Consider the following 11,937-nt stretch of genomic DNA (forward strand, 5'->3'; position numbering starts at 1 on the left):
ATGAGATCAGCCAACCCGGTGCGGCATCCGGGTCTCGCCCCGACCGATCGACCCGAGTACACTCAACTATGAATGCACTCAGAATTATTGTCAAGGGAGGTCCCCATGGGACGCGGCCACATGCCGATCGGGCGCCGCGAGCTGGCCAAACAGGCCAAGCGCGAGCGCATCATGACCGCAGCCCGCGACCTGTTCGCCGAACACGGCGTCAGCGGGGTCACGACGCAGCAGATCGCCCGCCGGGCCGATGTCGCGATCGGGACGCTCTACCTGTACGCGTCCACGAAGGCCGAGTTGCTGATCATGGTGCAGAACGAGAAGTTCGCCGCCGCCCTCGACGTCGGCCTCGCCGCCGCGAACGCCACCGTCGGACAGGGCACGCTGGAGCCGGTCATCGCTCTCATCCGTCCCGTGATGGAGTGCCTGAGAGAGCACATCGAGAACGGCCGCACATACCTGCACGAACTCGTCTTCGGCGACCCGGCCGAGCCCTACCGGCAGGCGGGTCTCACCCTTGCCGGCCACCTCGAGGACGGCATCACCGGCCTACTCGTCCGCAACGAGTACATCGGCGCCGCCGACGCGGCGACGCTGGCGCGGGTGATCACCGCGATCATCCACATCAGCACCACCGCCACCCTGTACCTGCACCGCAGCGACGAAGCCGTCCTCGCCGACATCCGCGACCAGATCCACGCCACCCTGACGCCCCACCACCGCGCCGCATGACCACTCGCTCCACGAGCCAACCATCGAGCACTCGGGAAAGGGGGCACGTCATGAGCACGCACTACGACGTCATCATCCTCGGCGCCGGAACAGCGAGTACGTCACCGCGATCCGCGCCGCGCAACTCGGCAAGACCACTTGGCTGCGGTCAGGCTTCCGGGCCCCCCGCCTCCGACCCGTCGACGTTGCCGAGTGTCAGTGACGCGAGAATCTCCTCGCGGCAGACATCGAGGATTTCGTCTGCCAGCGGAGAACCGTCCGGGCATGCGCGCGACAGCATGATCGCGCCGACCGAGTGGGCGAGCATGTCGATCACCATGGTGCGGGTCGCGCGCTGGTCCGCATCCCCCGGCGTATCACTCTGAGCCTGGAGGGCCGTCAGCAGGTTCTCGATCCCGGCTGCGAACTCTGTTTTGATGTCCGCCGGCTGGCGTGCGGCGTCGCCACTGAGGGCCGCGATGGTGCAGCCGTCACCGCGCCCGTCGCGATGCTCCCGGGAGACGTAGAGCTCGACGAACTCGGCGGGGTCCCGGCCTTCCGCCCGCGCCGCGGTCTGTGAGAGCCCGCTCGCGGACGCCTCGGCCATCAGGTCGGCCTTGGAGCGGAAGTGCTTGTAGAACCCGCCATGGGTAAACCCGGCGGCCGCCATCAGCTCTGCCACGCCGACACCGTCATAGCCGCGCTCACGGAACAGCCTGGAGGCTGTCGCGACGATGTGGGCCCGGTTCTGCTCCGCCTGCGCCTTGGTGACCCGCATGTCCAGCCGTCCCTTCCTCGGTCGATGCTCGACGGTTCAGCATACATAGATGTCGATCGACATCAAAAGGGTTGACTTTTTAGATGATGACCGTCATCGTATTGCTCATCCCCTCCAGAAAGGCTCAGGCCATGAGTGACACACATGTGACCGCACCGACTCAGTACATCGAGGTCGACGGCGACCGATTCGCCTACCGCCGCTGGGGCAAGCCTTCCGGCGTCCCGATCTTCCTGATCCAGCACTTCCGCGGGGGAATGGACAACTGGGACCCGCTGCTCACCGACGGCCTGGCCGAAGGTCGTGAGGTCATCCTGTTCAACGGGCGCGGCGTCGCCTCGTCATCGGGCACGCCGCGTAACCGGATGGAGGACATGGCCGACGACATCGCCGCGGTCATCCGCGCACTGGGGCTGGAGCAGGTCGACCTGCTCGGCTTCTCGCTCGGCGGTTTCCAGGCCCAGGAGGTCACGCTGCGCCACCCCCAGCTGGTACGCAAGCTCCTCCTGCTCGGCACCGGCCTCCGAGGCGGGGACCCGACAAGTGACCCCCAGGTGCCTCAGTACGCCCTGAACCCGGTCCCCACCCTGGAGGACTTCCTCTTCCTGTTCTTCGGCCGCTCGGAAGCCGCGAAGCAAGCGGGCAAGGCCTTCTGGGAGCGCCGCCACCAGCGGGCCGACCAGGACCCGCCGAGCTCGCCCGCGGTCGCACAGGCGCAGTTCGAAGCGACCATGGCCTACGCGGAACCGCTGCCGGGCGAGAACCCCTACGCCCACCTGAACGCGATCACCCAGCCGACGCTGGTCCTCAACGGCGAGAACGACGTGATGATCGCCTCGATCAACTCCTGGCACCTCGCCCAGAACATCCCCGACGCGCAACTGCTGATCTACCCCGATGCCGGGCATGGAGCACAGTTCCAGAACCCCGAGCGCTTCCTGAAGCACGCCATTCAGTTCCTCGAGGAGTAGCACTCGTGCAGTCGCTGATGCCTGGTGCGCAATGACGGCCCAGCCCAACGGGTCCCAGGACTGCGACAAGCGCGCCTTCTCATCCATGAAGTCATTTGCGCCTCCACGGTCGCAGACACAGGACAGTCCGGCGGTCGGATCGCCGCTAATCCCGTCGGCCTGCCAGTTGCCCGGCAAGCCGACAGGCCTACCGGTACGGCCGGCCGAGGCGGGCAAGCCCGCGCGATGCAGGCCGGGCGCAGTGGCGCCCGGCGGTCGCGCCCGCACCCACCGCCACGCGACCGCCCCGAAGCCAAGCCTGGACGCGGCGGCAGAATCCCCGGATCGCCGGCGCGGACGCCGCCCACAGGCGCGTCGCACGCACTCGCCCCACCGGCCCCCGGGCGGTCCGGCCCACAGGTCGCGACCCGCCCGGCAGGCGCCCTGAAGGATCCATGCCCGATGCCCCGTCATGGGCTCCGCGCATCCATCAGGTGACTCCGACCTTCTGAGTTTACTTTCTTATACTCAGCCACTAGCGTCATGACCAGTACCTCGACCCGCCCGCCGCGGGGGAACGCGGCACGGCACCCGCCCGACAAGGAGCAGCACCATGGGAGTAAGCCCAGAGGCACACGAGTTCGCGGAGTTCCTCGCGAGCGTGAGCGCGAAGTCGTCGACACCCGGCCTCGACCTGGCCGTCATCCGCGACATCGTCGACTCGAACCACAAGGCGTCGACCGAGCCGGAAGGCGTCACGTACGCCGAGGTGGATGCGGGCGGCGTCCCCGCTCTGTGGGCCATCCCCGAGGGCGCCGACCCCGACAAGGCGCTGCTCCACTTCCACTTCGGCGGATCCGTCACCGCCTCCATGCACTCGGACCGCAAGGCCGCCGGCCACATCGCCAAGGCCGCCGGCGCCCGCTCGCTCGTCGTGGACTTCCGCCTGGCACCCGAACACCCCTACCCCGCGCAGCTCGACGATGCCGAGACGGCCTACCGCTGGCTGCTCTCGCAGGGCTACGAGCCGCGGAACATCGGCAGCACGGGCCACTCGATCGGCGGCACCCTCGCGGTGATGCTCCCGCTGCGCCTGCTCGCGAAGGGGGAGGCAACCCCGGGCGCGATCGTCAGCGTCTCACCGTGGACCGACCTCACCATCCAGAACGCGTCGGTGGACGAGAACGAAGACAACGACAAGATGCTCAGCAGGAACACCCTCGAACTCTTCCGAGGAGCCTGGCTGCAGGACCCCTCGGTGGACTTCGCCGACCCCTCGATCAGCATCGCGAACGCCGATCTGACCGGCCTGCCGCCCACGACCGTCCACTACGGCGAGTACGAGACCCTCGCCGACGACGGCGCCGAACTCGGCCGCCGCCTCGCGGACTTCAAGGTCACCTCCGAGGTGCACCCGCTGCCCGAAGGGCAGCACTCGTTCGTCCTGGGCGCCGGGCGCGTACCCGAGGTGGACCAGGCGATCCAGCAGATGGGTCAGTGGCTGCGCAAGCACCTCGGCACGTGAGCAGAAGCGGCACCTGACGACGGTCCTGTCGACGGCCGGGCCGCCGCACCACCGCCATGCCGGCGACCGGTCCGCCGGTCTCCGGCATCCTGCTCGACCATGCCCGCCGGCATGCGGTACATGTGTCCGACACCGTTCCGCACGCAGCCCCACCACCGTCCCTCGATGCCACAAAGGAGTGCGCGATGGGAACGTACGAGGACGTCTTCCGCTCCAGTACCGAGGACCCGGAGAGCTTCTGGCTGAAGGCGGCAGAGGGCATCGACTGGGATGTCGCTCCACAACGCGCTCTGGACTCCTCGGGCGCACCCTTCTACCGCTGGTTTCCCGACGGACGGCTCAACGTCTGTTTCAACGCGCTCGACCGGCACATCGAAGCCGGCCGGGGCGAGCAACCCGCGCTCGTCCACGACTCTCCCGTGACCGGCACCCGTCGCACATACACCTACGCGCAGTTGAGGGACGAGGTGGCGGCCTTCGCCGGAGCGCTCGCACAGCTCGGCGTGGGACAGGGCGACCGCGTGGTCATCTACATGCCGATGGTCCCCGAGGCCGCGATCGCGATGCTGGCCTGCGCACGCATCGGCGCGGTCCACTCGGTCGTCTTCGGCGGGTTCGCCCCGCGCGAACTCGCCCTCCGCATCGACGACGCGGCCCCCAAGGTGGTCGTCTCCGCCTCCTGCGGCATCGAGGGCAAGCGGGTCATCGCCTACAAGCCTCTCCTCGACCAGGCGATCGAACTCGCGGCCCACAAGCCGGAGAAGAGCGTGATCCTGCAACGCCCACAGGAGACAGCCGAGTTGGGGCCCGACGATCTCGACTGGGCCGACCTGGTCGCAGCCGCGACGCCGGCCGACTGCGTTCCCGTCCCCGCCACCGACCCCCTCTACATCCTCTACACCTCCGGAACCACCGGAAAGCCCAAGGGAGTCGTGCGTGACTGCGGCGGCTACGCGGTGGCCCTCCACTGGTCGATGGGGGCCGTCTACGACGTGGGCCCGGGCGAGACCATGTTCACCGGCTCCGACGTCGGCTGGGTCGTCGGGCACTCGTACATCGTCTACGCACCCCTACTGGCCGGCGCGACGACGGTGCTGTACGAGGGCAAGCCGGTGGGCACCCCGGACGCGGGCCAGTTCTGGCGCGTTGCCGCCGAGTACGGGGCCAAGACCATGTTCACGGCGCCCACCGCGTTCCGGGCCATCCGCAAGGAAGACCCGAAGGGAACGCTCACTGCGGGCCACGACCTGACCGGTCTGCGCCACCTCTTCCTCGCCGGTGAGCGCCTCGACCCCGAGACCTACCACTGGGCGAGCGCCCTGCTGGGCATCCCGGTGATCGACCACTGGTGGCAGACCGAGACCGGCTGGCCCATCGTCGCCAACCCGGTGGGCATCGAGGCGGCCCCCCTCAAGCCAGGGTCCCCCACCCTCCCGCTGCCAGGGTGGGACGTCAGTGTCCTCGACCCCTCGGGCAAACCGGTGCCCACAGGCGTCGACGGCGCAATTGTCGTACGGCTCCCCCTGCCGCCCGGCGCACTGCCCACGCTATGGCAGGACGACGACCGCTACATCGCCTCCTATCTCTCCGCCTACGACGGCTACTACCTCACCGGCGACAGCGGCCACATCGACGAGGACGGCTACGTTTTCGTCATGGGCCGCACCGACGACGTCATCAACGTCGCCGGACACCGGCTGTCCACCGGCAGCATGGAAGAGGCCCTGGCCGCCCACTCCGACGTCGCCGAATGCGCCGTCATCGGCGTCGCCGACGCACTCAAGGGACAGGTACCGCGCGGCTTCGTCGTCCTGAAGGCCGGCGTCGACCGCGAACCGGGCGAGGTCGAGTCCGAACTCGTCCAGCTCGTACGCGAACGCATCGGCGCCGTCGCCTCCCTCAAAGAGGTCGCGGTCGTGGCCGCCCTGCCCAAGACCCGCTCGGGCAAGATCCTGCGCAAGACGATGCGCGGCATCGCCGACGGCCGTGACGAACCCATCCCCTCCACGGTGGACGACCCAGGCGTCATCGAGGCCCTGCGCCCTGTTCTCCGCCGCCCTGGCCAAACCGCGTGAACGGCTGACCCGCAGCCCGGTCGACGACGGGCGAGCTTCCGGACCGTGCCGTGCGGCTCACCAACTCGGAGGCCCCGCAGACTGCCGACTTCTGCTTGCAACTGCCCGCACATCCGCATAGTATTACGATTGTAATTCCATAGATCGCGCCGACACAGCTCGGCCGGCAGGGGTCATGACGGGTCCCCATCGGGCCCCAAGCAGGACGGCCCGGTCCTCCCGCTCGGCTGATCACACCTACTGCCGGCCCCTGCCCTCAGCGATCGACTACTCATCATCTGAGGAATCATCCATGCTCAACGCCCTGTGGAACCCGACCGTCGCCGGAGAGATCTCCCTGCCGCACCGGCTCGCCATGGCCCCCCTGACCCGAAGCCGGGCCACCCCCGACGGCGTGCCGACCGAGCTCAACGCCGAGTACTACGCCCAGCGCGCCTCGCACGCGCTCATCATCACCGAGGGCACCCAGCCCTCCGCCGACGGCCAGGGCTACCCGGTGACCCCGGGTATCTACACCGAGGATCACATCGCCGGCTGGCGCAAGGTCACCGACGCGGTACACGAGGCCGACGGACGCATCGTCATCCAGCTCATGCACGTCGGGCGCATCTCGCACCCGGACAACACCCCCCACCACCGGCAGCCGGTGGCTCCCTCCGCGATCCAGCCGGCGGGCCAGACGTTCACCGCGTCCGGGCTCCAGGAGATGGCGGTGCCGCGCGAGCTGTCGACAGCGGAAGTCGCTGCGACGGTCGACGACTTCCGGCGTGCCGCCGCGGCCGCCATCGCCGCCGGCGCCGACGGCGTCGAGATCCACGGGGCCAACGGCTACCTGGTCAACCAGTTCCTCTTCCCCAGCACCAACCAGCGCACCGACCAGTACGGGGGCTCCCTCGACAACCGCATCCGTTTCGCGGTGGAGGTCGCCACGGCCGTGGCCGACGAGATCGGCGCCGGCCGCACCGGCATCCGAATCTCTCCCGGCAACCCCTTCCAGATCAACGACCTCACGGAGAGCGATCCCCACGAGCTCTACCCGCACCTCCTGCGCGCCCTCGCCCCCCTCAACCTCGCCTACCTGCACATAGGCCACGGCGGCGACGAGGAACTCCTCTCCACCCTCCGCAAGTTGTGGCCGACCACGCTGATCCTCAACCGGGCCGGTGCCGACATCGCCACCCGCGCCAAGGACGTCGAGGACGGTCTGGCCGACGTCGTCACCGTCGGCACCATGGCCCTCGCCAACCCCGACCTCGTCGAGCGCGTACGCGCCAACGCCCCCCTGAACACCCCCGACCCCGCCACCTTCTACGGCGGCGGCGCGGCCGGCTACACCGACTACCCCACCCACGCCGCCTGACGAAGGACCGGGCGTCCGGGCGAAATCATCGCCCTCGCCTGCCTGGAACAGGCGTACGCCGCACGGTGGTGACGACCCGAGGAGTAGCGGGCCGTCACCACCGCGCCCGTAGGCATTTCCCTCGCACCGTTGAGAGGGAGACACACCGAAAAGAGCATGCGGTTGCTGAAACCATGGGCAAGAAGGAGGTCCGACCGGGCTGCCAACTGCGCCTGGGCCAGGGCGGTTTGACAGCCCTGGCTGACAACGGCGCCGATGGTCCGCACTGTGCCCATGTCATGGGAATGGACGTTGCTGATCCCGCGTGACGCGACCAAGGAGTCCGACGCTTCGACGACTTCCACCGCCACATCGGCCTGCCGGAGGCGTCCCCAGTGACCGTTTCCGGAAGTTGATCTCGGCCGGCATCCTGAAGGTCGTCCCACTGAGCCAGCGGGACGAAGCATACGTACTCGGCCCCGAGGGTCCCGTACTGAACGTTCGCCACACCGACTCCGGCGCTCCAGTCCGCGTCATCGTCGAGCGCTCCAGGAGACATTCACCCTTCCCCCAGGGTCACCGCCCGGCTGGGACCCGGCGGGCCGCCCCGACTCCGAAACGGCCGGAGAACCGGCACCCCAATGGCCTGCCGATCGTAATATTACGTACATCAGGTTATGGATTAGGCTTGGCGGCGAGGCATCGGCCTTGCGGAGCGAACGGAGGATGCTCGTGGTGCGCTACGCCAAAGAGCACAAGCAGGCGACACGGCAACGGATCATCGAGACGGCCGGCCACCGATTCAAGCAGGACGGCATCGACGGCTCGGGCGTCTCCACTCTGATGTCGGATGCCGGGCTCACCAACGGAGCCTTCTACGCGCACTTCGCATCCAAGGACGACCTCGTCGCCAACGTCGTGACCGACCAACTGCGCACACAGGTCGCGAGGTACGGCACTTTGCGGCCCGGCCGCCAGGGTCTCGAAGACCTGGTTCGCGACTACCTGTCACCTGAGCACCGGGACCACCCCGGCGACGGATGCCTTTCCGCCGCGCTGCTCGACGAGATCAGCCGCTGCGGGGACGAGACGCAGCAGGCTTACACCGACGGCGCACGAGACATCGTGGAAGAGATCGCCGCCCGCCTGACGCCTGCGAATCCGCAGTCCGCCCGGGGCAAGGCCATCGGGCTCTTCACCATGATGGTGGGCACGTTGCAGCTCTCCCGAGCCCTCTCCGATCAGAAGTTCTCAGACGAGGTCCTGGCGCAGGGGATCGAGAACGCCCGCTCCTTCATGCGCTGAGGGGAACCGTTCACGGCCTCGCACAACGCCGCCGAGGGCAACGGCCGCGAGGCTGGAAGCCGCCCGATGCGACGGTCACGGCCAGTGGAATCACGATTATCGCGGACGGCGGCCATCCAAGGGAAACGCCATCGCCCGCGCCACGAGGCTCGTCCCCGCGTCGACCACGCCCTCGCCCGGCTGACGGACGGGGGCGGCCGGGCGTCCACCAGGCCAAGCCCAAGCCTCACCGGGATGCCCGGGAGGTAAGCAGGGCTGCGCCTGGAGGGTCTGCCCGACTCGCTCATACCCGGGGCGCCACGGCCCTGAGGCGACACCCCCCGTCTCATGCGGCGACCGCACTCGACGCCTACTACCGTTCGAGGAACTCCAGAGCCGTCTGCACGAACTGTCGGTGGAACTGGAAGATGCCGCCGTGACCGGGCGTCGAGGTAGATCACCAACTCGCCGTTCGGCACCCGCCTCGCCAGGTCGGCCGAGTTCTGCGACGGAACCATCCTGTCGCTCTCACCGTTCGCGACGAGCACGGGCTGATGGATGACGGAGAGATCGTGGGGCTGCTCCAGCCTCCAGCGATGAATGGCCTTGAGCTGAGCACCGTACGACGTGAGCGAGATCGCCTTGTCCCTGTCGTGGGTACGTTCCTTCAACCGGGCCAGGAACTCCTTGCCGGCCCGACGCCCGCCCGCGGTGCGGGTGAAGAGGAGGAACTGCTTCGGGCCCGCCACGACGACCTTGCACCGCGTGCTGCTGGGATTCCGAAGATTGCCTGCCTACGTGGCGTCGAGTCCCCGTCGCACAGTCCCTGTCCCCAGGATTCCGGGTCGAGGCCCGTGTGGTGCGGAGAAATACCGGTTCAGCGCCACGTCGTACCCGCCCGCCGGGCTGATCAGGAACGGCTGCCCCTCGGGCACCCCCAGATCATCCAACCCCTCACCGAGATCGGCGAACAGGGCGCTGAACTCCCGTGCTCGCCAACCGGTTGATCGACATGACGCTGGACGACAGTCCGTGGACAGCTCAACAGCGCATAACCCAAGAGGGACGGATTTCGGGCTCTCATCTCACTCGACGCGGGCCAGGTGCTGCTGCGCTCCAGGCACAGCACCGAGATGAGGCCGTCGTTTCCGGAGGTCGTGGCCGGGGCCGTGCAGCTAACGGACGCGACCGCGCTGGACGGCGAGCTACGTAGTCACCGACACCCCCGCCGCACTCGAGCAGCGGGGGTGTCGCATGTTGGACTGACCTGGCCGTCACCCCGTACTTGTCGCACGGCGCCGGGGTCCGCGCTGCGGCCGAAGACCCGTGCTCACAGGTCTTGGAGCTTGTCGACGCGGACGGGACCGCCGGTGGTGACGGACTGGACGGCGGCGAGGGCGATGGCCAGGGCAGCGCGTGCGTCCTCGCCGGTGGCGGAGGGGGTGCGACCGGTGCGACGCTGTCGGTGAAGTCGGCGAGTTCGGCCGCATAGGCGTCGTGGAAGAGGTGCTGGTCGTAGGTGACGCACTCGGCGGCGACGCCGTCCGGGCCGTATGCGGTCAGGTGGGTGCGGCGGACGTCGCCCATGGTGAGCATCCCGGCCGAGCCGAGGACCTCGGCGCGTACGTCGTAGCCGTAGACGGACTGGAAGCTGGCCTCGGCGGTGGCGAGGGCGCCGTTGTCGAAGCGGATGGTGACGACGGCGGTGTCGAGCAGGCCGCGGTCCTTGAAGTCGGGGCGGATCAGGGCGTCCGCCATGGCGAAGACCTCGACGGGTTCGGCACCGGGATTGAGGTAACGCAGGACGTCGAAGTCATGGATGAGGGTCTCCAGGAAGATCGTCCACGGCGGTATGCGGGCCGGGTCGGCCAGAGCGGGGTCGCGGGTGAGCGAGCGCAACAGCTGCGGTGTGCCGATGGCGCCGTCGGCGATCTTCTCCTGGGCGGCCCTGAAGCCCGCGTCGTAGCGGCGGTTGAAGCCCACCTGGAGGGGCACGCCCGCATCCGCGGCGGCCGCGATGGCGCGGTCGGCCTCGGCGAGGGTGACCGCCATCGGCTTCTCGCAGTAGACCGCCTTGCCCGCCTTGGCGGCCGCCTCGACCAGGTCGGCGTGGGTTCGGGCCGGGGTGGCGATCACCACCGCGTCGATGTGCGGGTCGGCGAGCAGTTCACCGATGTCCGTGTAGGCGGTGGCGCAGCCGAGCCGGTCGCCCAGGCTCCGCGCGGCGCCCGGGGTGGGGTCGGCGATGGCGGCGAGCCGGACGTCCGGGAGGCGGTGGGCGAGGGTCTCGGCGTGGAACGAACCCATCCGTCCGGCGCCGAGGAGGCCGACGGCGAGAGGCTGCTGGGTGGTCATGCGGGTGCTCCGTACGTCGTCGTCAGGGTAGGTACAGGCTGTGGAGACAGTCAGACGGTGAAGGCGGAGCGGAAGCGCTCCAGAGCGAGCTCGCTGTCGCCGGAGGCCCACGCCTCCATCGCGACCGTGCCCTCGTAGCCGAGGTCCGCCAAGGCGCGGGCGACAGCTGGGTAGTTGATCTCCCCGGTTCCAGGTTCGCGGCGGCCGGGGACATCGGCCACCTGGATCTCGCCGATCAGGCTCAGGGCATGGGCCCTGCGGACCAGCTCGATCAGATTCCCCTCGCCGATCTGGGCGTGGTAGAGGTCCAGATTCATCCGCAGCCCGGGCCGGTCCACGGCCGCGACCAGGGCCAGGGTGTCGGCGGCCGTCGCGAACGGCACCCCGGGGTGGTCGACGGCGGTGTTGAGGTTCTCCAGGGTGAAGACGACCCCGGCGCTCTCGCCCAGCTCGGCGAGGCGGGTGAGCGTGCGGTGGGCGGCGATCCACATCTCTCCGGTGACCTCACCGGTCACCGGCACCACCGGCAGGCCCTGGCCGTCCAGTCCGGTGCCGTGCAGGTTCAGGCGAGGGCAGCCCAGTTGCTCGGCCGCCTTGAGCGACTCCTCGGCGGTGCTCAGGAGTTCGGCCGCACCCTCCTCGTCGGTCAGACTGCCGCGGATGTAACCGGTCATGGAGGAGAAGTCGGCCGGGGTCCGGGCCAGAGCGGCAAGGTCGTGCCGGGTCCAGTCCCAGATCTCGACCTGGAAACCGGCGTCATGGATGCGCCGTGCCCGCTCGTCGATCGGCAGTTCCAGGAAGACCATCTCGGCGCAGGCCGCCAGTGTGTACATCGCCACGTACCTCTCTCCGCGACTTCGGGCTAGAACGTTCAAGGAACTAGAACGTTCTAGAACTCCGTGGAGCAGCAGTACGCCAGCTGC

Annotated in this window: 9 protein-coding genes and 1 pseudogene; 7 read left to right on the forward strand and 3 right to left on the reverse strand. The window is 68.8% G+C overall.

Translation table 11 applies throughout. The features are described 5' to 3' along the window. The first annotated feature begins 105 nt into the window (after nt 1–105). A complete protein-coding gene (locus tag G3I71_RS36190) occupies nt 106–729 on the forward strand; it encodes a TetR/AcrR family transcriptional regulator (protein WP_164321590.1) in 624 nt (207 codons plus the stop codon). Between the two features lie 148 nt (nt 730–877). On the opposite strand, the gene G3I71_RS36195 is transcribed toward G3I71_RS36190, so the two are convergent. Beyond that, nucleotides 878–1,486: a TetR/AcrR family transcriptional regulator gene (locus G3I71_RS36195; protein ID WP_164321592.1), complete on the reverse strand. Its 609-nt coding sequence runs from the start codon at nt 1,484–1,486 to the stop codon at nt 878–880. A 131-nt stretch (nt 1,487–1,617) separates the two neighbouring features. Here G3I71_RS36195 and G3I71_RS36200 point away from each other — a divergent pair, with 131 nt between their 5' ends. The 6 genes and pseudogenes from G3I71_RS36200 to G3I71_RS36220 all read left to right on the forward strand — a co-directional run bounded on the left by G3I71_RS36200 (nt 1,618) and on the right by G3I71_RS36220 (nt 8,680). Beyond that, nucleotides 1,618–2,457, forward strand: coding sequence for an alpha/beta fold hydrolase (locus tag G3I71_RS36200; protein ID WP_164321595.1), 840 nt, complete (start codon nt 1,618–1,620; stop codon nt 2,455–2,457). A gap of 592 nt (nt 2,458–3,049) precedes the next feature. Then, nucleotides 3,050–3,961, forward strand: coding sequence for an alpha/beta hydrolase (locus G3I71_RS36205; protein ID WP_164321597.1), 912 nt, complete (start codon nt 3,050–3,052; stop codon nt 3,959–3,961). A gap of 185 nt (nt 3,962–4,146) precedes the next feature. Further along, on the forward strand, nt 4,147–6,036 hold the full coding sequence (locus tag G3I71_RS36210; protein ID WP_164321599.1) for a propionyl-CoA synthetase: 1,890 nt from the start codon (nt 4,147–4,149) through the stop codon (nt 6,034–6,036). 292 nt (nt 6,037–6,328) lie between these two features. Continuing rightward, entirely contained in the window at nt 6,329–7,396 is a 1,068-nt protein-coding gene (locus G3I71_RS36215) for an alkene reductase (RefSeq protein WP_164321601.1), read from the forward strand. Between the two features lie 273 nt (nt 7,397–7,669). Continuing rightward, nucleotides 7,670–8,034 (forward strand): annotated as a pseudogene (locus tag G3I71_RS51605) (hypothetical protein). A 73-nt stretch (nt 8,035–8,107) separates the two neighbouring features. Continuing rightward, a complete protein-coding gene (locus tag G3I71_RS36220; protein ID WP_164321666.1) occupies nt 8,108–8,680 on the forward strand; it encodes a TetR/AcrR family transcriptional regulator in 573 nt (190 codons plus the stop codon). Nucleotides 8,681–9,739: 1,059 nt separating this feature from the next. On the opposite strand, the gene G3I71_RS36225 is transcribed toward G3I71_RS36220, so the two are convergent. Further along, entirely contained in the window at nt 9,740–11,014 is a 1,275-nt protein-coding gene (locus G3I71_RS36225; protein ID WP_239149544.1) for a Gfo/Idh/MocA family oxidoreductase, read from the reverse strand. A gap of 50 nt (nt 11,015–11,064) precedes the next feature. Further along, nucleotides 11,065–11,847: a TIM barrel protein gene (locus tag G3I71_RS36230; protein ID WP_164321668.1), complete on the reverse strand. Its 783-nt coding sequence runs from the start codon at nt 11,845–11,847 to the stop codon at nt 11,065–11,067. Nucleotides 11,848–11,937: the final 90 nt, after the last annotated feature.

The organism is Streptomyces sp. SID12501 (genome assembly GCF_010550245.1).
Lineage (GTDB): Bacteria > Actinomycetota > Actinomycetes > Streptomycetales > Streptomycetaceae > Streptomyces.

Excerpts from the sequence above, each read along its gene's own strand:
- G3I71_RS36190 (WP_164321590.1), top strand. The coding sequence starts at position 106 with ATGGGACGCGGCCACATGCCGATCGGGCGCCGCGAGCTGGCCAAACAG.
- G3I71_RS36195 (WP_164321592.1), bottom strand. The coding sequence starts at position 1,486 with ATGCGGGTCACCAAGGCGCAGGCGGAGCAGAACCGGGCCCACATCGTC.
- G3I71_RS36200 (WP_164321595.1), top strand. The coding sequence starts at position 1,618 with ATGAGTGACACACATGTGACCGCACCGACTCAGTACATCGAGGTCGAC.
- G3I71_RS36205 (WP_164321597.1), top strand. The coding sequence starts at position 3,050 with ATGGGAGTAAGCCCAGAGGCACACGAGTTCGCGGAGTTCCTCGCGAGC.
- G3I71_RS36210 (WP_164321599.1), top strand. The coding sequence starts at position 4,147 with ATGGGAACGTACGAGGACGTCTTCCGCTCCAGTACCGAGGACCCGGAG.
- G3I71_RS36215 (WP_164321601.1), top strand. The coding sequence starts at position 6,329 with ATGCTCAACGCCCTGTGGAACCCGACCGTCGCCGGAGAGATCTCCCTG.
- G3I71_RS36225 (WP_239149544.1), bottom strand. The coding sequence starts at position 11,014 with ATGACCACCCAGCAGCCTCTCGCCGTCGGCCTCCTCGGCGCCGGACGG.
- G3I71_RS36230 (WP_164321668.1), bottom strand. The coding sequence starts at position 11,847 with ATGTACACACTGGCGGCCTGCGCCGAGATGGTCTTCCTGGAACTGCCG.